The sequence below is a fragment of the Kitasatospora sp. NPDC023385 genome (assembly GCF_055664045.1).
Window position 1 is genome coordinate 24,287 of sequence record NZ_JBVOOL010000029.1, and the last position, 19,627, is coordinate 43,913.

A 19,627-nucleotide genomic window follows, 5' to 3' on the forward strand; every position below is an offset into this window, starting at 1 on the left:
GACCCGGAGAGACCGCAGGAAAGAGGCGGAGCATGACCCTGACCGACCCCCTGTCGCCGCTGATGGAGTTCGACGACGTCGAACCGGCGGACGACTGCATATGCGGGGGCTGCCGTGCCCGCCGCCACGCCCGGCTGCGGGCCGCGCCGGTCCACGAGGGCGGCCACGCCGCGGCCCGCAGCATCCGCCGCCGGGCCGCCGTGCTGGTGGCCGCCGTGGGCACCGCGGTGGGCGGCGGGACGGCCGCCGCCGGCGCCGCCGGTACGGCCGTCGCGGTCACCGCGCCCAGCCCCACCCCGGGCGGCAGCAGCACCGCGCAGCCGTCGGAGACCCCACAGGGCGAGGCCGGCGACCTCTACGGCGAGGCCCCCGGGGCCCGCACCTTCGCCGCCCCGCACGCCACCGCCCAGCCGGTCACCCGGGCGCAGATCATCCGGCGTGCGCAGGGCTGGGTCGACCAGCGCGTGCCCTACAGCATGAGCCGCTACTGGTCGGACGGCTACCGCCAGGACTGCTCCGGCTTCGTCTCGATGGCCTGGGGCCTGGACAGCAACCAGACCACCTGGACCCTGCCGGACGTCGCCGAGCGGATCGGCAAGACCGACCTCCAGCCCGGCGACGTGCTGATCTACAACAACCCGGCCAACCCGCAGGGCGGTTCACACGTGACGCTCTTCGGCGGCTGGACGGACTCCTCCCGCACCCGGTACGTCGCCTACGAGCAGACCTCCCCCGGCGCCAAGAAGCGCTCCACCCCGTACGCGTACTGGAACAACTCCGGCTCCTACGTCCCGTACCGCTACACCGGCCTGTCCGCCGCGAGCAACGACGGCGGCGCCTCCTCGACGGCCTTCCCCGGCGCCGACAAGTTCGGCCCGGGCGCCGACAACGCGTACGTCACCAAGCTCGGCCAGATGCTGGTGAAGCGCGGCGGCGCCCGCTTCTACTCCGAGGGCCCCGGCCCGCGCTGGGGCGAGGCCGACCGCAAGGCCACCCAGGCCTTCCAGCTCGCCCAGGGCTGGCGCGGCAGCGAGGCCGACGGCATCCCCGGCAAAGGCACCTGGGACTACCTGGTCAACGGCAAGGGCCGCGACATCGACGCCGGCGCCGCGCCGGCCCCGCCGCCGCCCGCCGCCCCCGACTTCCCGGGGGCGCAGTACTTCGGCCCGGGCCGGGACGACGACCACGTCCGGCAGCTCGGCGAGCAGCTGGTCCGCAAGGGCTTCGGCGCCCCGTACGGCGTCGGGCCCGGCCCGCGCTGGACGGAGAGCGACCGCCGGGCCGTCCAGGCCTTCCAGCTCGCCCAGGGCTGGCGCGGCAGCGAGGCCGACGGCATCCCCGGCAAGGACACCTGGCGCCGGCTCTTCGGCTGACGCCCCCGGCCCGCCCGGGGCACGGCGCCCCGGCGCCCGGGCGGGCCTCAGCGCTTGCCGGACATCCAGTGGAAGAGGCCCATCGCCACGCTGGTCGCCAGGTTGAAGCTGGACACCCCCGGCTGCATCGGCACCGCCACCAGCCGGTCGGCGCGTGCCTTGAGCTCCGCCGAGACGCCGTGCCGCTCGGTGCCGAAGGCGAGCAGCGCGTCGTCCGGGAACGGCAGGTCCCGGATGTCGGCGCCCTCCGGGTCGAGCACGTACAGCGGCCCGGCGGGCAGCCGCGGCAGGGTCAGCCGCTCCACGGCGGTGGCGAAGTGCAGGCCCGCGCTGCCGCGCAGCACGGTGGGGTGCCACGGGTCCAGGTCGCCGGTGGTGACCACCCCGGTGGCGCCGAACCCGGCCGCCAGCCGGATCACCGCCCCGACGTTGCCCAGGTTGCGCGGGTTCTCCAGCAGCACCACCGGAGCCCGGCGCGGCCGCCCGGCCAGCGCGGCCAGGTTGGCTTCGGGGGTGGGCCGGACGGCGAGCGCGATCACCCCGGTCGGGTGCAGCCGGGGTGCCAGGGTCCGCAGCACCGCCTCCGGCAGCTCCACGGCGAGCGCGTCCACCGCCGGGGCGACGTCCCCGGCCAGCTCGGCGGCCAGCGCCCGCAGGGCGGCCCGGTCGGCGGTCAGCACCCGCCGGACGTCACCGCCGAAGCGCAGCGCGTGCTTCAGCGCGTGGAAGCCGTCCAGCAGCACCGCCCCCGGCTGCCGCTCGGCGGCCCGCCACGCCCGCACCACCTCGTCCTCGTCCACGAGCCTGTCCACGAGCCTGTCCACGGGCCCGTCCACGGTGTCGTCCATGGCGTTCACTCTCCCACCCTCCCCGGCGGCGGCCCCTCCGCGCTCCCCCGCAGCGCCCGCTCCAGGTCCCGCAACGCCTGCTCGATCAGCCGCGTGCCCGCCCGCACCACGTCCCGCTGCACCCCCGGCGGCGCCTTCGCCAGCCGTTCCTCCAACCGCGCCTGGGCGTCCCGCACCGCCCCGAACTCCACCGGCTGTCCGGTCAGCAGGGCGGCGCCCGCGAGCGCCGTGGCCAGCCGCAGCTCCTCCGCGTACTCGCCCGTCCCGGGCACCGGTTCGGCGTCCGCCGCCGGCAGGTGGGCCTCCAGCAGGACCGCCGCCCGTCCGAGGTGGCCGACTGCCGCCCGGGCCCGGTCGATCTGGCGCCGGCTCACCCCGGCCAGCCCGGACGCGTGCCGCCCCGGTTCGGCGTCGGCGCGCTGCATGGCCTGGATGAGCTCGGAGCGCGCCTCCCGCGAGTCCAGCAGCGCGCTCCGCACGGCCCGGTCGCGGGGCGCCGCCGGCTGCTCGTAGCAGGCGACCACGGCCGCCGCGTACCGCCCGGCCGCGGCCAGCCATTCGGCGAGCCGTTCCCCGAGCCTGGCGGTCTGCCAGGTCGGGAACAGCGCGTACGTGACGAGCGCGATCGACCCGCCGAGCAGCGTGAGCCCGACCCGTTCGACGGCGGTCACCAGCGGGTTGCCCTCCTGCAGTCCGAGCAGGAACACCACGTAGGTGGAGATCCCGACCGTGGTCAGCGCGTACCCGGTCCGGAACGCCAGGTACGACCCGCCGATGCAGGCCACCGCGAGCCCTGCCAGCACCCACTCCCCGGGGTGGGCCAGCTGCACCACCAGCGTCGAGACGGCGACCCCGACGACCGTCCCGGTCAGCCGGGCGACACCCCGGCTGTACGTCTGCGCGAAGTCCGGCCGCATCACCATCGCGGCGGTCATCGGCGCCCAGTACCCGTGGTGGAACCCGGCGATCCGGGCCAGCAGATAGGCGACGGTGACCACGGCGGTGAGCCGGACGGCGTGCTGGAAGACGGCCGACCGCGGCTGCAGCTGGCGTCGTACGGTCCGCAGCGCGACGGGCAGCATCCGGACGATCGACGGCTTGTGCAGCGCTCCGCCGGCTCCGACCACGGGCGTGGTGATGGTGTCCTCGTCGCCGCGGTCCAGGGCGTCCGCGGCCTTGCGCAGCAGGCCGCCGAGCCGCCGGGCGGAGCGCCTGGCGGCGCCCTGCAGCCGGGGGCCGTCGTCGTCCGGCCGCACCAGGGTGAGCGAGGGGGCGGACCGGGGGAGCCGGACGGGGTCGCCGGTGCGGATCGCCCGGGCGAGGGCGTCCATGACCTCGGCGGCGGCGGCCAGCACCTCCCGGGCCCGGTCGCGTTCCGGGCCTTCCTCGGGGGCGCCGATCCTGGGGTCGGCGAGGGCGGCGAGGGTGGGCCGGATCCGTTCGGCGAGGCCGCGCAGGCCGCGCAGTTCGGGGGGCCGGTGTCGGTCCTGCCAGGGGGTGAGCGCGGCGGCGTGCCGGGCGGTCATGAACGGCGCCGGGTCGACGTGCGCGGTCGGGTCCTGCCGCAACCGGCGGGCGTAGTCGGCGAGTTCGGCGTAGGTGTCGGCGAGGGCGTCCCGCTGGGCGGTCCAGCTCCCGATCGGCCAGACGGTGATGACGACGGCTTGGGCGACGCCGCCGAGGGCGGCGACCAGTCCGTGGCCGAGCGCGGCGGTCGCGCTGACGGGCAGCTGGACGACGATCAGCATCACCGAGACGGTGTTGGTCGCGACCACCCCGGCGGTGGGCCCGATCGCCCAGGCGAGGCCGGCGCCGAACGCCCACACCGCGAGCAGCACCGGGAACAGGCCGGGCACGCCGGCGGCCAGGTAGCCGAGGAAGGTACTGATCCCGAGTCCGGTCCCGGCCGCGACGGCGAGGCTGGCCCGGGGCCGGAAGCTGCGCTGGAAGGTGGCGGAGCCTGCGATGAAGGCGCCCATCGCGGCGGAGGTGGCGAGTGCGACCCCGCTGAGTGCGAGCGTCGGGAAGAGCACGAGCGCCACGGCGACCGCTCCGCGCGCGGCCCGTTTGGGGTCGGTGAGCGCCCGGTCGAGGGTGAGTCCGGTCCGCGCGGTGTCACGAAGCGCGTCGAACCAGGACATATCGACATCCTAGGGTGCGGGCCTGCGCCGGGTCGGGCGGGCAACGATCCGGCGCACTCGCGCCGCCGGCCACAGCAGGGCGCCGGTCGGCAGGAACACCGCGTCCGCCGCGATCATCGCGAGCGAGAACACCGGCAGCCCGAGCACCACCGCGATCGCCGCGTGTTCCAGCATCATGACGGCCAGCAGCACGTTCTTGACCCGCCGGTTCAGCAGGGTGAACGGGAAGGCCACCTGCACGACCACCGTGCCGTAGGAGACCAGGAAGACCGGCAGCAGCGCCGAGCCGACCAGCGCGGACAGCCCGGGCCAGGGGGTGAAGTAGTCCAGGTGCAGCGGGTAGTACAGCGCGGTGCCGTCCTGCCAGCGGGTGCCCTGCACCTTGTACCAGCCGGCCGTGGCGTAGATCAGCACCACCTCGACGGCGATCACCAGCATCGCGCAGTTGTGCACCATGGTCGCCAGCGCGTCGAGTACCGCCCGCGGCTCGCCGTCCGGCCGCAGCCGCCCGAGCACCCACCAGAGCGCGGCCACCGCCCAGAGCCCCCAGAACAGCGGCGCCCAGCCGAGGTACGGGAAGGTCCGGCCGGTCCAGGTGAGGCTGTGTCCGGAGAAGTCGCCGGCCTGGCTGACGGCCAGGGCGGCCCCGAGGACGGCCCAGAGCGCCACCCCCGTCCACTGGGTCCATCCCGTCCACCGGGTCCACCCGGTCCGCCCGAGCCGGGCCCGCCGGGCGTCCAGCGACCACACCCGGGCGCAGCGGGTGAAGACCAGGTAGACCGCCATCAGGTGGACGACGTTGTCGCCGCCGTCGCCGAGGAAGACGTCGCGGTTCTGCAGCGACAGCACGGTGACCAGGAACAGCACCGTGCTCGCCCTGGTCCGCCAGCCCAGCAGCACGGCGAGCGCCGCCAGCACCGCCAGGTGGTAGACCAGCTCGAACCAGAGGCGCCCGCCGAACCACGGCAGCACGGTGAACGCGCCGTCGTCGCCCAGCAGCCGTTCGGCGAGCTCCATCGACAGCGGGGAGCGGTCGCCGTACAGCACCCGCCGGTTGGGCCACTCGCGGAGCAGGTAGACGAGCCAGACGAGCCCGAACCCGACCCGCACCACCGCGGCCTGGTGACGCCCGAGCACCCGCCCGGTGAAGACCGCCGCGGCCTGCCCGAACAGTCCCGCCGCCCCCGCCCGCCGCGGCCCCGGGACGGGCGGCCCGGGTACGGGCGGCTGCCCGGCCCCGGCCTGCCGGGGGACGCCGTCCGGGAGCAGCGCCCCGTCCGGCCCCGGGGCCTGCTCCGACACCCCGCTCATCCGAGCAGCCCCCGGTAGTCCTCGTCCGACACCGGCCACCACGGCAGCTCCCGCACCCTGGGCTCCAGCGGCGCGGCCTCACCGCTCCAGGCCGGCGGCGGGACGGTGGCCGTGGTCACCCGGAACCGGATCTCCAGGATCCGCTCGGCGTCCGCCGTCCGGCCGATCCGCTGCAGGGCGATCCGTTTGAGGTACTGCTCGGCCAGCTTGCCGCGCGGGGTGGCCGACGCCTCGTCCTGCGGGTCGTGCGAGCCGTCGTAGAGGTCCCAGGCGCGGCGCAGCAGGTTCTGGTCGACGTGGCTGGGCGCCGGGTTGCCCCGTATCGCCGCGATGTCCCGCGCGGTCAGCCCGGTCCAGTCGTGGGTCCGGGTGGCCCCGCCGGGCGCGACGGTGCGCACCTGGGCGTCCAGGCTGACGTTCTGCTGCAGCGGATTGGGCGCGAACAGCTTCCAGTTCTGCTCGAACTCCGGGTAGACGATGCCGTCGATCTCGGCGCGGTACTGCCGGGACAGCGAGTTGGCGGGCGCGACGTGCAGGAACACGGCGCCCAGGAACAGCCCGGTGCCCCCGACCAGCACCACCCCGGCGAGGCCGAGGACGAGCCGCGCGGGCCCCGACCAGACCCGCCCCGGGTCCGACCGGTCCGTGGTCTCCGTCATGGCCTCCCCCAGCCCGGCGCGCGGGCTGGGGCCGGCCCGGTACCGGCGCGCTCGCGCGCGCCCATCCTGCCCTACCGGGCGGCGGGCGCCGCGGGCCCTTCCGTCCCAGGCCGGTGGCCTGGGCGGATCCGCCCCGGGGGAGGGTCCGCCGCTACCCGGGGCCGCCGCTAGAGGACGAAGGCCTCCTGGCCGGTGCTGCTCACCATCGGACGGCCGGCGCTCTGCCAGGCGTACATCCCGCCGTCCACGTTCACCGCGTCCCGGCCCTGCTGGACCAGGTACTGGACGACCTGTGCGGAGCGGCCGCCGACCCGGCAGAGCACGTACAGCTTGTCGTCGGGCAGCTCACCGAGCCGGGCGATCACCTCGCCCAGCGGGATGTGCAGCGCGCCGTCCACGTGGCCGGCGTCCCACTCGTCCTGCTCGCGCACGTCCAGCAGGGCGGCGTCGGCGGGCACGGCGGCGGCGTCGGCGGTGGGGATCTGCGCGAACATCGTGTGGCTCTCCTGGGCATCGGGGTGCCTCCCGGCCGGAGGCTGGGGGAGGTTCGGGTCCGTGCCATTGTCGCCCACCGACGCCGGTGCGCGGCCGTCCGCGGACACCCGGCCGTCGGCCGGCGCGTGGCCGCCGAGCAGCCGCTCCAGCTCGGCCTGCCGTTCGGCGGCCTTGGCCAGCAGTTCCTCGGCGAGCTGCTCCAGCAGCCGGTCCGGGTCCTGCGGGGCGAGGGCGAGCAGTTCGCCCATCGGGGTCTGTTCCAGCCGGACCTGCTCGGTGGCGGTCTCGGCGATCTTGGCGGTCAGCCAGTCCAGCCGGCGGCGCAGCCAGTCCGACCGGTCGGGGGAGTCGACGGCGGGCGCGGCCTCCGGCGCGGTGGACCACTCGGCGGCCAGGCCCTCCAGCGCGGCGGCGTCCCCGTACGCGTAGGCCTCGTTGACCCGGACCAGGAAGGCGGCCCGGCGCCGCTGCTCGCCCGGGTCGGTGGTGAGGTCGGGGTGGGCGCGGCGGACCAGCTCGCGGTAGACCCGCTGGGCGTCCTTGCCGGGCCGCACCCTGGTCGGTGCGGCGGGCGGCGGGGCCGCCTCCTGCCCCTGCCCGGACTGCTCCCGTACGGAGTCGAACAGCGCGTCCAGGTCCGGCAGTTCCTCGACCTGCCGGCGCGCCTCGGCGGCCCGGCGCAGGTCCTCGGGGCGGCCGGTGCGGGCCGCGACGGCCTCGGCGACCAGCGCGTCCAGCTCATCCAGCCGGGCGTAGAGCGGGCCGAGCAGCTGGTGGTGGATCAGGGCGAAGTTGTCGATCTCGACCCGCAGCGTCTGCACGTCCACGTCCATGCTGAGCCAGGCGAGCTCGGCGGCGGCGACCCGCTCCTCCAGCTCCTGCCGTTCCGGGTCCGTCCAGCGGGCGGGGCTCTGCGCGCTCACTTGTCGCCTCTGTCTCGTCCGGCCGGCTGCGTCCTGCGGGCCCCGTACGGGCGGCCCGGCCTGCCACCCTACCGCCGTGCGCGAAAGCCCCGACCGGGTGAACCGGGGGCGTCGACCGGCGCGCACCGCGCGACACGCAACCGATACTGAGGAATCTCCCCGTTTCGGTGACGAGCCCGCCCCCGTCCGTGCTTCGCTGGTATCCGCACAGCGTCCCTTCCTCCGGAGCGACGGCCGCCCCGAGGCGCGGCGGCCAGGCGGGAGCAGACCGAATCCATGGTGGCCGAGTCCAACTCCACACCGCGTCCGGCGGCCGACGGGGCCGCACCGGGCGACCATCCGACGGGGGTGGCCGCCCTCGTCCGGCTCGCCCTCGTCCTGGTCGACCGGTCCGGCCGGATCGCGCAGTGGAGCCGGGCCGCCGAGGAGCTGTTCGGGCACCGCGCCGAGGTCGCCCACGACCGCCCGGCCTCCGGCCTGCTGCCCGCCGTGGAGTCGCGGGCGCTCGGCCGCTGCTCCGTCCGCCGCCCCTGCGACGCCTTCGACACCCTCGCCGAACTGACCTCGGCCGGCCGCCCCTGGGCCGGCCGGCTGACCGTCACCGACCGCGAGGAGCACCAGCGCGACGTCCTCTGGTGGGCGTACCCGCTGTCCGGCCCGTCCGGCGGGCTGCTCGCGCTGGCCGCCGACGCGCGCCCGCTGCGCACCACCGGCCCCCGGCTGGCGCTCGGCGAGCGGCTGCTGCCCTTCGCCGCCGCCTCCGCCGCCCGGGGCGGCTTCCACGGGCTGACCGCGACGCTCACCGCGCCCGCCGGCCGGCTCCCCGAGCCGCTGGCCCGGCTGCTCCCCGCCGCCCTGCGCGCGCCGCTGCTGGCGGCGGTCGAACACGGCGGGCTGCCCGCCCTCCGGCTCGACGCCGTCACCGTGCTGCCGGTGCTGCCCGCCGACGCCCAGGGCGGGACGGCGCACGCGGCCGCCGGCCTCGGCCGCCGCTACCCGACGCCCCAGCAGCGCGCCGCCCGGGTCGGCCCGCCGCCGCAGCCCGCCCAGACCGCTCCCGGCCGCCGCCCGGCCGCCCCGCTGCCAGGCCCGCGCGAGGCCGCCGAGCGGCCAGTTCCCCCGGCCACCGCCCAATCCGCTGTCCAGGCCGCCGCCCTGTCCGCCACGGTCAGCGGCGCCCCGTCGGCCGCCCGGCCCACCGCCCGGCCCGTCGCCGCCGTCAGCGGCGCCGCGGCGGCCGGCGGCCCGTCCGTCCCTCCCCCGGCCTCCGGCCGGGACGTGCCCCCACCCACCACAGGAGGAGCCGCCATCGACCGAGCCGCCATCGAGTCGTCCGCCGATGGCCACCCGCCGCGTGCCGACCAGGCCCCGCCCGGCCCCCTGCCCGTCCCCGCCCCCGCGGGCCCCGGGGCCCCGCCGCCCGGCCGGCTCAGCCCGTTCCTCACCAACGGCCAGGCCGGCGAGCAGCTGGCCCTGCTGAACGAGGTCGGCGGCAAGGTCGGCACCACCCTGGACCTCGGCTTCACCGCCCACGAGCTGTGCCAGGTGCTGGTCCCCCGGGTCGCCGACTTCGCCTGCGTGGACCTGGTGGACGGGCTGATCTCGGACTCCGAGCTGCCGGTCTCCCGCCCCGACGACGACACCATGCTGCGCCGGGTCGCCCTGGTCTGCAACGAGACCGGCGGCGCCTGGGACCACGTGCTCGCCGAGGGCTCGCTGGTCAGCATGCCCCGCCGCACTCCGCCCGGGATGGCCCTGCAGCTGAACCAGCCGGTGCTGGTCCCGGTGATCAGCGCGGACGTCGCGGTCGACTACGCGATCGCGCTCGGCGGCGTCCGGCTGGCCCCGGTGGTCTCCGGCCGCTCGATGCTGGTCGTCCCGCTCTCCGCCCGCGGCACCGTGCTGGGCATCCTCAAGCTGCTCCGGCTGCCCGACCGCGCCCCGTTCGACGAGAGCGACGCCGCGACGCTCAAGGAGCTGGCCGTCCGCGCCGCGCTGTCGCTGGACAACGCCCGGCTGCACCGCGCCGAGGCGAGGGTCGCCACCACCCTGCAGCGCTCGATGATCCCGACCCGCCCGCCGCAGATCCCCGGCGTGCAGATCGCCCACCGCTACCTGCCCGGTGACCCCAAGGCCGAGGTCGGCGGCGACTGGTTCGACGCCATCCAGCTGCCCGGCAGCCGGGTCGCCCTGGTGGTCGGCGACGTGATGGGCCACGGCCTGCACTCGGCGGCCGCGATGGGCCGCTTCCGCACCGCGATGCAGACCCTCGCCGCCCTGGACCTGCCGCCCGGCCAGCTGCTGCGCCACCTGGACAACCTGGCCCACAAGCTCGGCGACGACCACCTCGCGACCTGCCTGTACGCGGTCTACGACCCGATCAACCGGACCTGCGAGCTGGCCAGCGCCGGCCACGTCCCGCCCGTCCTGGTGCACCCGGACGGCACCGGCGAGCTGCTGGAGATCCCGGCCGGCGCCCCGATCGGCGTCGGCGGGGTGCCGTTCGTCGCCAAGACCATCGACGTCTCGGACGGCTCGATGCTGGTGCTGTGCACCGACGGCCTGGTCGAGGTCCGGGGCGGGGACATAGGGGCGGGCCTGGCCGCGCTCTGCGGCAACCTGATCGATCCGCAGCAGAGCCCCGAGCAGGCCTGCGACGAGGTGCTGCGGCGGCTGCACACGGACGACCGCAAGGACGACGTCGCCCTGCTGGTGGCCCGCTTCGACGGGGTCGCACCCTCCGAGGTCGCCACCTGGGACCTCACCGTGGACCACCGCGAGGTCCGCCGGGCCCGCGCGCTGGTCCGCGAGCAGCTGGCCGGCTGGCACCTGGAGGCGCTCAGCGACACCACCGAGCTCCTGGTGAGCGAGCTGGTGACGAACGCCGTCCGGGTCGCTCGAGACCGGGTCCGCCTCCAGCTGATCCGGGTGGACAAGCTGCTGGTCGAGGTCAGCGACGACAACCACAACCTGCCCTCGCTGGAGCCGGCCGAGCAGCTCGGCGAGACCGGCCGCGGCCTCACCCTGGTCACCAAGCTCGCCGAGCGCTGGGGCACCGCCCGCAAGGCGGTGGGGAAGGTCGTCTGGTTCGAGCTCCCCCTCCCGCACGCGTGACGGCCGGGGTACGGGCGGCTGCCCGTACCCCGGCCGTCAGGCCGGATCCGGTGCCCCTCAGGGGATGACGGCCCCCGCCGACCGGCGCCGCCGGGCCTCCACCGCGACCTCCCGGGAGGCGGCCGTGGCCACCGAGGTGGCGGCGCCGACCCCGGCCAGCACCCGCGGCCAGAAGTCCCCGAAGACCTCGACCGAGACGGCGATCAGCAGCGCGGTGATCACCGCGACCACGTGCTCCAGGCCGGCCAGGTTCGGCAGCACGACCGCCTCGCCGATCATCAGGGTCACCACCAGGCCGGCGGTGAACCAGGCCCGGCAGCGGAACGCGATGCAGATCGCCAGCGCCACCACCGCGGCCGACGGCCCGGTGTCCCGCACGTAGGCGACCCACTTCGGGAAGCCGAACAGGTGGCCCGGCCCCATCGCCACCCCGAACCGGGCGAACATCGTGCCCGCCAGGGTGCAGGCGTAGGCCACCACCAGGGTCAGCCGCCGGCCGAGCACGATCTCGGCGATCGCGAAGACCACGAACACCTGGGCCAGCGCCCCCCAGACCGGCAGGTCCAGCGCCGGGACGTACAGCGACAGCGGGGTCCGCAGCAGCGAGACCTCCAACGGCAACGCCGCCCGCACCACCCCGATGTGACTGACGAAACGCTCACCGCCCGGCACGTGCTGGACGATGCTGAACAGCAGGATCAGAGACGTCGCCAGCGTGGCCAGCGGAGCGGCGGCGAACTTCTTTCGCACCACCGTTTCGCGGACCGTCGCGAACAACGTTCCCCACTCGGCGAGAGCGGCCGTTCTGGCTACCGCCAGCGGCCCCTTTCGCACGCCCCCCGCGTGGGTCCTGTGAATCACAACCGTTTTCTCCTGAATCCCCGAACTTTCGTCTACTCCAACATTAGAAGCCTCTTAACAAAGGGCACATCGGCATGGATGGGGATAAGGGTCATCCTCAGGGGGGAGAAAGATCCCCCACCGGACCCCCATCCGGCCGTCGGCCCCCTCCGCCCCCCGACGGAGGGCTACCCCTTCCCGTCCCGGGCCGCCACCGGCACCCGGGGCGCCACCACGGCGGCCCGGGCGTGCCGGCGTCGGAACAGGGCGGGAAGGCTCGGCGCGACGATGAAACCCTCGGCGCGCGCGCTCGCGATGCCGATCCGCGGGATCTCGCTGCTCTTCTCGAACAGCAGGTACCGCGGCTCCCAGATCGGCCGGTACTTGGCATTGGCGCGGTACAGCGACTCGATCTGCCACCAGCGCGAGAAGAATCCGAGGACGGAACGCCACAGCCGCAGCACCGGGCCGGCCCCCAGCCGCGAACCGCGCTCGAAAACGGATCGGAACATCGCGAAGTTCAACGACACCCGCTTCAGTCCCACTTCCTCGGCGCGCTGCAGGAGCTCGATCACCATGAACTCCATCAGGCCGTTCTCGGTGTCCCGGGCCCGGCGCATCAGGTCCAGCGAGAGCCCGTCGGGGCCCCACGGGACGAAGCTCAGCAGTGCCTTGAGCTCGCCCTCCCCGTCGCTGCACTCGAGCATCACGCAGCGGCCGTCGCCCGGGTCGCCGAGCCGGCCGAGCGCCATCGAGAAGCCGCGCTCGGTCGCCCCGTCGCGCCACTCGTCGGCCTTGGCCACCAGCGCGGCCATCTCCGCCTCGGAGATGTTCTCGTGGCGGCGGATCCGCACCGTGTACCCGGCCCGCTTGACCCGGTTGTACGCCTGCCGGACCACCCGCATCGCGCGGCCGTCCAGCGAGAACTCGTCCAGCTCGACGATCGCCTCGTCGCCCAGCTCCAGCGCGTCCAGGCCGTGCCGGGCGTAGATCACGCCGGCCTCCTCGGAGGCGCCCATCACGGCCGGCGCCCAGGCGTGCTCACGCGTCTCGGACAGCCAGGCGTCGATCGCGCCCGGCCAGGCCTCCGGGTCGCCGATCGGGTCGCCCGAGGCGAGCGAGACCCCGCCGATCACCCGGTAGGTGACCGCCGCCTTGCCGCTCGGCGAGAAGATCACCGCCTTGTCCCGGCGCAGCGCGAAGTAGCCCAGCGAGTCCCGCTCGCCCTGCTTGTCCAGCAGCCCGCGCAGTTTGGCCTCGTCCTCCGGGTTGAGCAGTTCCTTGCCCCGGGGGCTGCGGAAGGCCACGTACAGCACCAGCAGGAAGAGCGCCGCGCCCATCGCGTTGATCGCGGCGTTCACCCAGGTCGGCGCGTTGATCACGGAGCGCAGGTGCACGGACGGGGTGATGGTGATCATCCGGCCGACCGAGTACCGGAAGAGGTCCCAGAAGCCCGCGCCGGACAGCTCGTTGGTCGCCCAGACGAGCAGCGCGCCGACGCCGCCGCCGAACACCAGGCCGCCGACGAAGGTGGCCGCCGCGGTCTTCGGGTTGGAGCTGTCGCCCTTGGACGTGAACTCCTTGCGCCCGATCAGCAGCGCCAGCACGAACAGGCAGGTCAGGACGGTGGAGATGTAGTTGAGCGGGTGCTTGTTGAACCGCTCGTCCGGCACCAGCATGCCCGCCAGGTAGAGCAGCGCGAACGCCCCGCCGAGCGCCGCGTTGAAGATCCACGCGGCCCGCTTGCGCCGCCGCATCGCGACGGCGAGGAAGACCGACAGCACGGCGCTGGCCAAGCCCGAGGTCATCAGGTACGGGGTGAAGTACTCACCCTCGTTGTGCTCGCTGACCTGGTCACGGAAGGGCACCAGCAGCACGGTGGCCACATTCAGCAGCGCGATCAGCCGCAGGTACCAGACGGAGGCCACGGCGGCCCGCGGACGCCAGCGGTCGAGCACGCCGACGGGCCGGGGCCCGCTGGACGTGGCGGACGGCTCCGACTTCACAGTGGACGACACAGCTCAATTCCAAACGATCAGATGGTGGGGCGCATCCGCGAACGGCCCGGCGCCGAGCGCCCGCACGGGCCCGACGGACTGACCGGCGACTCCCGCTCGGACGTCCGCCCAGGTGGCGGCCGGGCCGGAAAGAGTCAGCCAACTCCATGGTTCCCCACCAAGCCTGAGAATTGCGTGAACCGGGTAGCGGATTCCCACCCCCGCCGAACGGCGGGGTTGCCGGGCCCCCGGGCGTTCGGCGCCCCGCCCCGGCTACCCCTACCCTCGAAACGACCCACGCGGACCGCCCCCACCCGGCCGCCCCGAACCGAGGAGGCACCATCACCACCACCCGCGTGCTGATCGTCGACGACGAGATCCTGGTCCGCTCCGGCCTCGGCCTGATCGTCGGCTCCGCCCCCGACCTGGAGGTGGTCGGCGACTGCTCCGGCGGGCAGGCCGAGGAGCACGTCCAGCGGCTGCGCCCGCACGTGGTGCTGCTCGACATCCGGATGCCGGACCTCGACGGCATCTCCGTGCTGCGCCGCCTGCGCGCCCTGCCCGACCCGCCCGCCGTGGCGATGCTCACCACCTTCGACACCGACGAGTTCATCGGCACCGCACTGCGCGCCGGAGCGACCGGCTTCCTGCTCAAGGACACCGCCCCCGAACAGCTGGTGCACGCCGTCCGGGTGCTCGCGGCGGGCGGCAACATCCTCTCCCCGACCGTCACCCGCACGGTGATCGGCGGCTACGTGGACGGCGGCGGCCCGGACGCCGAGGCCACCGCGCTCGCCCGCACCCTCACCGGCCGGGAGCTCGACGTCCTGGCGCTGCTCGGCGAGGGCCTGTCCAACGCCGAGATCGCCGACCGGCTCTTCCTCGGCACCGGCACGGTCAAGGACCACATCAGCGCGATCCTGGGCAAGCTGGGCGCCGCCAACCGGGTGCAGGCCGCGGTCCTCGCCCACCGGGCCGGCCTGGTCCGACCCAAGCCCGGCGACGGGGCATGACGGCCACCGACCGCCTGCTGTCCCGGCGGCTGCCGGCCTGGTGCACCGCCCCCTGGCTGATGCTGCTGCTGCCCGTCCTCTACTCCCTGGTGGACGCCGCGCTGGTGGCCCGGGACGCCACCTGGTGGCAGATGACGCTCTCCACGCTGGCCGCCGTCGCGCTGTTCTGGCGCCGCCGCTTCCCGGTGACGGTGCTGTTGGTCACCATGCCCGGCACCTGGGTGGAGGCGATCTGGCTGGCCCCGATCACCGCCGTCTACACGTTGGCCACCGAACGGGCCGGCGCCAGGGTGCTGTTCCCCTGCGCGACCCTGTTCACCCTGGTCACCTTCTTCCACTGGCCGCTGCCGTCCCCGGTCGTCGACCTCAGCCGGAACACCGCGCTGGACGCCATCCAGGACGTGATGCTGGCCGCCGGCCCGGCCGCCACCGGCCTGCTCTCCCGCACCCGCCGGGAGCTGGCCGCCCGCCTGGACGAACTGACCCGCGGCCAGGAGCGGGAGAGCCGGCTGCTGGCCGAGCGGGTGCTGATCAGCGAGCGCGGCCGACTGGCCCGGGAGATGCACGACGTGGTCTCGCACCAGGTCAGCCTGATCAGCATCCAGGCCGGCGCGCTCCAGGTCAGCACGGCCGACCCGGCCGCGGTGACCACCGCCCGCACCATCCGCGAGCTGTCCGTCCGGACCCTGGACGAGCTGCGCCAGATGGTCGGGGTGCTGCGCGGCACCACCGGCGGGCCGCCGGACGCCCCGCTCGCCCCGCAGCCCCGGCTGGCCGACCTGCCCCGGTTGATCGCGGAGAGCGGCCTGGCCGCCGACGCCGAGCTGAGCCCCGGCGACCGCCCGTGGCCGGAGGCGGTGGAGCGGGCCGCCTACCGCACGGTGCAGGAGGCTCTCACCAACATCACCAAGTACGCCCCGGCGGCGGCGGTGCACGTGAAGGTCCGGGCGAAGGGGCGCCGGCTGCGGGTCGAGGTGCGCAACGAGGCTCCGCCGGGCCACCCGGCCGAGACCCTCCCGGGCGGCGGCCACGGCCTGGTCGGCCTGCGCGAGCGCGCCCAGCTGCTGGGCGGCTCCCTCACCGCCGGCCCGACCCAGGACGGCGGCTTCGAGGTCCGCGCCGACCTGCCCGCCACCCCCTCCTGACCGCCCCCGACCCCGGCGAGGAGGCGCAGGACAAGGGGTCAGGGAACAACGAGAAAGCCCCGCAGATCCGTAGATCTGCGGGGCTTCGCTGTGCGCGAGGGGGGAGTTGAACCCCCACGCCCTTTCGGGCACTGGAACCTGAATCCAGCGCGTCTGCCTATTCCGCCACCCGCGCATGGGTGTTGTCCTCGTTGCCGACCGATCTCCGGAACCGCTCGGTACCGTGAGGCCTTCGCGTTTCCTTGGACCGGCCTCCCTTCCGGGCGGCCCTTCCGACGTGGAAAACATTAGCACGGCCGGGAGGGCAGCTCCGAATCCGTGGTCGGGCGGGACCGACCGCATCCGAACGGGCGCTCGACGAACGCGTGCGCGAAGGGCGGGCAGCGCTCCGACGGGCACACCTGGCGTCCCGCACCCGGGATGCGTCACCCTGTGTGTCCGAGCCCACCCCCGGGCACCACACGCTCCGGGAACCGTACGGAAGGGCCCGGCGTGGATACGATCAGTACGGAAGTACCGCAAGTAGGCGCGACCGTCTCCCCACCGGGATCCGGCCGGCAGGCAGGCGAACGAACCCTGGAAGGGGGTGCCCCATGGGAGTGCTGAAGAAGTTCGAGCAGCGGCTCGAGGGTCTCGTCAACGGCACCTTCGCCAAGGTGTTCAAGTCCGAGGTCCAGCCCGTGGAGATCGCCGGTGCGCTGCAGCGCGAGTGCGACAACAACGCGAGCATCTGGAACCGCGACCGCACCGTCGTGCCGAACGACTTCATCGTCGAGCTGAGCCCCCACGACCACGAGCGCCTCAGCCCCTACTCCGGGCAGCTCGGCACCGAGCTCGCCGGCATGGTCCGCGAGTACGCGGAGGCCCAGCGGTACTCCTTCATGGGCCCGCTCCAGGTGAACCTGGAGAAGGCCGACGACCTGGACACCGGTCTGTACCGGGTGCGCAGCCGCACCCTCGCCGCCGAGGAGCCCCAGCAGTACGCCCCGCCGCAGCAGCCCGGCTACGACCGCCCGCCGGCCGCCCCTGCCCCCGGCGCACCGTGGCAGCAGGCCGGCGCCGGCCCGTACAACGCGCCCCCGCCGCCGGCCGCGCCCCCCGCGATGCCCCCGGGCCCGCCCGCGCCCGCCGGCGGCAACGTCCGGGCCTTCCCCGGCGCCGGCCACGGCGGTGCCTCGCTCCGCCGCTGGATCGAGGTGAACGGCGCCCGGCACCAGATCACCGGTTCGGCCTGCGTGCTCGGCCGCTCGACCGAGGCGGACGTGCGGATCGACGACCCCGGGGTCTCCCGCAAGCACGCCGAGATCCGGCCCGGAACCCCTTCGATGGTGCTCGACCTGGGCTCCACCAACGGCATCGTGGTGGACGGGCAGCACACCCAGCGCGCTACGCTCCGCGACGGCTCGCGAATCGTCGTGGGTTCCACCACCATCGTCTACCGGCAGGTCGAAGGGTAGTGACCGAATTGTTCGCGCGCCTCGCGCACCGACTGGCGGGACGGCCATGTCAGAACTGACCCTCACGGTCATGCGGCTGGGCTTCCTGGCCGTGCTGTGGCTGTTCGTCATCGTCGCGATCCAGGTGATCCGCAGCGACCTCTTCGGCACCAAGGTGAACCCGCGCTCCTCCCGTCGCGGCGCGGGCGCCACGGCCGGCGGCGGCGCGGCTCCCGCGGCCACGGGCCGCCCCGCGCCTTCCCCGGCCACGGCCGCGGCGACGACGGCGACGGGCCAGACCCAGGGCGGCGGCGGACGCCGTCGCGGCGCCCCGACCCAGCTCGTCGTGGTGCAGGGCTCGCTGGCCGGGACCACCGTGGCACTGCAGGGGCAGACCATCACGCTCGGCCGTGCGCACGACTCCACCATCGTGCTGGACGACGACTACGCGTCCTCCCGGCATGCCAGGATCTATCCGGATCAGACTGGGCAGTGGACGGTCGAGGATCTAGGCTCCACCAACGGCACCTATCTGGACCGGCAGCGCCTGACCGCGCCCACCCCGCTCCAGCCGGGCACGCCGATCCGTATCGGCAGGACCGTCATCGAACTGCGGAAGTAGTAGCGCATGAGGGACAGCATCCCGTCCATGACCCAGAGGGGGGCACAGGTCGCATGACCCTGGTGCTGCGCTTCGCCGCCGGCTCCCACAAGGGACTGATCCGGGAGGGGAACGAGGACTCCGGCTACGCCGGGCCGCGGCTGCTTGCCGTGGCCGACGGCATGGGTGGCGCCGCGGCCGGCGAGGTCGCTTCCTCCGAGGTGCTCGGCTCGATCGTCCGGCTGGACGAGGACGTGCCGGGCGCCGACCTGCTGACCCTGCTGGGCGACGCCGTCCAGGGCGCCAACGACCGGCTCCGGCAGATGGTCGAGGAGGATCCGCAGCTGGAGGGCATGGGCTGCACCCTCACCGCCATGCTCTGGACCGGCCAGCGGATGGGCATGGTCCACGTCGGCGACTCCCGCGCGTACCTGCTGCGCGACGGTGCGCTGGTGCAGATCACCCAGGACCACACCTGGGTGCAGCGCCTGGTCGACGAGGGCCGGATCACGCCCGAGGAGGCCGAGACCCACCCCCAGCGCTCGCTGCTGATGCGGGCGCTGGACGGCCGCGGCCAGGTCGAGCCCGACCTGTCGATCCGCGAGGTCCGGGCCGGCGACCGCTACATGATCTGCTCCGACGGCCTCTCCGGCCCGGTCAGCCACCAGACCCTCCAGGACACCCTCGGCAGCTTCTACGCGCCCGAGCAGACCGTGCAGGAGCTGATCCAGCTCGCCCTGCGCGGCGGCGGTCCGGACAACATCACCTGCATCGTGGCGGACGTCATCGACGTCGGCGCCACGGACACCACGAGCGGCCGGTTCAGCGACGTCCCGGTGGTCGTCGGCGCGGTCGCCGACGCCCCGCCGTCCTCGGCCGCCGCCGACCGCTCGATCGCGGACACCCCGGCCGGCCGCGCCGCCGGCCTCGGCCGCGGCCCGCAGGGCGCCTTCGGCCCCGCCGAGGGCTACGAGGGCGGACCGGGCGGCTTCGGCCCGGCCGAGGGCTACGAGGGCGAGCACGGCTACGGCTCCGCCGAGCCCTCGGTGTACGGCACCGAGGACTTCGACGAGGAGCCCGCCCCGAAGCGCAGGCGCCGGGGCATGACCATCTCGGTGGCGGTCCTGGTCGCGCTCGGCCTGCTCGGCGGCGCCGGCTACTTCGGCTACCAGTGGACCCAGGACCAGTACTACATCGGCGAGGACGGCGACCACGTCGCGGTCTACCAGGGCATCAACCAGAACCTGGCCGGCCTGAGCCTGTCCTCGGTGCACGACTCGTACAGCGGCGTCCAGCTCAAGTGGCTGCCGCAGGACCAGCGCGCCCACGTGAGCAAGACCATCTCGGTCGGCAGCCTGAAGGACGCCCAGTCGACCGTCCAGGAACTCGACGGCTGGGTCCAGCTCTGCCAGAAGGCCGCCAGGACGACGGTCCCCGCGCAGGGCGCCCAGGCGACGCAGGCCACCCACGCCGCGTTCCTGGCCGCCACGCCCACCCCGGGTGAGAAGAACCGGGGCCCGGCCGCGGCGGCCCCGACCACGACCCCCCAGACCACGCCGACGCCGACCGCCCCGGCCTCCCCGAGCGCGTCCGCCCCGGCGCCGAACGCCACGCCTCCGGCGGCCGGCGCCCAGGGCGACCAGCCCCAGCTGACCGACGACGAACTCAGCCGGGCCAACTCCTGCCCGAAGCAGTGACCACCGTGATCCGACATAGGCCCGCCCCGAGCGG

General features: G+C 74.8%; 14 protein-coding genes and 1 tRNA gene. 7 read left to right on the plus strand and 8 right to left on the minus strand.

Annotated elements, in window-relative coordinates; translation table 11 throughout:
* The first annotated feature begins 32 nt into the window (after window positions 1-32).
* The gene (locus AC0B61_RS31045; RefSeq protein ID WP_471744854.1) at window positions 33-1,373 is read left to right on the plus strand and encodes a peptidoglycan-binding protein; all 1,341 of its coding nucleotides are present in this window, start codon (window positions 33-35) and stop codon (window positions 1,371-1,373) included.
* A 47-nt stretch (window positions 1,374-1,420) separates the two neighbouring features.
* Here the strand turns inward: AC0B61_RS31045 and AC0B61_RS31050 are convergent, their stop codons facing one another.
* From AC0B61_RS31050 to AC0B61_RS31070, 5 genes are all read right to left on the minus strand, one after another.
* Entirely contained in the window at window positions 1,421-2,221 is an 801-nt protein-coding gene (locus tag AC0B61_RS31050; RefSeq protein ID WP_471744856.1) for a TrmH family RNA methyltransferase, read from the minus strand.
* Window positions 2,222-2,226: 5 nt separating this feature from the next.
* Window positions 2,227-4,362, minus strand: coding sequence for an FUSC family protein (locus AC0B61_RS31055; RefSeq protein ID WP_471744858.1), 2,136 nt, complete (start codon window positions 4,360-4,362; stop codon window positions 2,227-2,229).
* 9 nt (window positions 4,363-4,371) lie between these two features.
* The gene (locus AC0B61_RS31060; RefSeq protein WP_471744860.1) at window positions 4,372-5,673 is read right to left on the minus strand and encodes an HTTM domain-containing protein; all 1,302 of its coding nucleotides are present in this window, start codon (window positions 5,671-5,673) and stop codon (window positions 4,372-4,374) included.
* On the minus strand, window positions 5,670-6,332 hold the full coding sequence (locus AC0B61_RS31065; protein WP_471744861.1) for a DUF5819 family protein: 663 nt from the start codon (window positions 6,330-6,332) through the stop codon (window positions 5,670-5,672). Before AC0B61_RS31065 ends, AC0B61_RS31060 begins: the two co-directional genes overlap by 4 nt.
* A gap of 167 nt (window positions 6,333-6,499) precedes the next feature.
* Entirely contained in the window at window positions 6,500-7,750 is a 1,251-nt protein-coding gene (locus AC0B61_RS31070) for a rhodanese-like domain-containing protein (RefSeq protein ID WP_471744863.1), read from the minus strand.
* 276 nt (window positions 7,751-8,026) lie between these two features.
* Here AC0B61_RS31070 and AC0B61_RS31075 point away from each other — a divergent pair, with 276 nt between their 5' ends.
* Window positions 8,027-10,864 (plus strand): SpoIIE family protein phosphatase, encoded by a 2,838-nt coding sequence (locus tag AC0B61_RS31075; RefSeq protein ID WP_471744865.1) that lies wholly within the window; start codon window positions 8,027-8,029, stop codon window positions 10,862-10,864.
* A gap of 57 nt (window positions 10,865-10,921) precedes the next feature.
* Here the strand turns inward: AC0B61_RS31075 and AC0B61_RS31080 are convergent, their stop codons facing one another.
* Together AC0B61_RS31080 and AC0B61_RS31085 are read right to left on the minus strand one after the other, a co-directional pair.
* A complete protein-coding gene (locus tag AC0B61_RS31080; RefSeq protein ID WP_471744867.1) occupies window positions 10,922-11,617 on the minus strand; it encodes a hypothetical protein in 696 nt (231 codons plus the stop codon).
* A gap of 275 nt (window positions 11,618-11,892) precedes the next feature.
* Window positions 11,893-13,722: a phosphatidylglycerol lysyltransferase domain-containing protein gene (locus AC0B61_RS31085; protein ID WP_471744869.1), complete on the minus strand. Its 1,830-nt coding sequence runs from the start codon at window positions 13,720-13,722 to the stop codon at window positions 11,893-11,895.
* 341 nt (window positions 13,723-14,063) lie between these two features.
* On the opposite strand from AC0B61_RS31085, the gene AC0B61_RS31090 reads away from it, so the two are divergent.
* Both AC0B61_RS31090 and AC0B61_RS31095 read left to right on the plus strand, forming a co-directional pair.
* Window positions 14,064-14,714, plus strand: coding sequence for a response regulator (locus tag AC0B61_RS31090; RefSeq protein ID WP_471744918.1), 651 nt, complete (start codon window positions 14,064-14,066; stop codon window positions 14,712-14,714).
* Window positions 14,711-15,859 carry a sensor histidine kinase gene (locus tag AC0B61_RS31095; protein ID WP_471744871.1) on the plus strand — a complete coding sequence of 383 codons (1,149 nt, stop codon included), beginning with the start codon at window positions 14,711-14,713 and terminating at the stop codon, window positions 15,857-15,859. Before AC0B61_RS31090 ends, AC0B61_RS31095 begins: the two co-directional genes overlap by 4 nt.
* Before the next feature lie 91 nt (window positions 15,860-15,950).
* Here the strand turns inward: AC0B61_RS31095 and AC0B61_RS31100 are convergent.
* Window positions 15,951-16,034, minus strand: a tRNA-Leu gene (locus AC0B61_RS31100).
* Between the two features lie 418 nt (window positions 16,035-16,452).
* Here AC0B61_RS31100 and AC0B61_RS31105 point away from each other — a divergent pair.
* Genes AC0B61_RS31105 through AC0B61_RS31115 form a run of 3 tightly spaced genes read left to right on the plus strand, consistent with a single transcriptional unit; the run spans window position 16,453 to window position 19,593 of the window.
* Complete coding sequence (locus AC0B61_RS31105; RefSeq protein ID WP_471744873.1) at window positions 16,453-17,316, plus strand: FhaA domain-containing protein; 864 nt, start codon at window positions 16,453-16,455, stop codon at window positions 17,314-17,316.
* A gap of 46 nt (window positions 17,317-17,362) precedes the next feature.
* Complete coding sequence (locus tag AC0B61_RS31110) at window positions 17,363-17,917, plus strand: FHA domain-containing protein FhaB/FipA (protein WP_471744875.1); 555 nt, start codon at window positions 17,363-17,365, stop codon at window positions 17,915-17,917.
* A 53-nt stretch (window positions 17,918-17,970) separates the two neighbouring features.
* The gene (locus tag AC0B61_RS31115; protein ID WP_471744877.1) at window positions 17,971-19,593 is read left to right on the plus strand and encodes a PP2C family protein-serine/threonine phosphatase; all 1,623 of its coding nucleotides are present in this window, start codon (window positions 17,971-17,973) and stop codon (window positions 19,591-19,593) included.
* Window positions 19,594-19,627 lie beyond the last annotated feature (34 nt).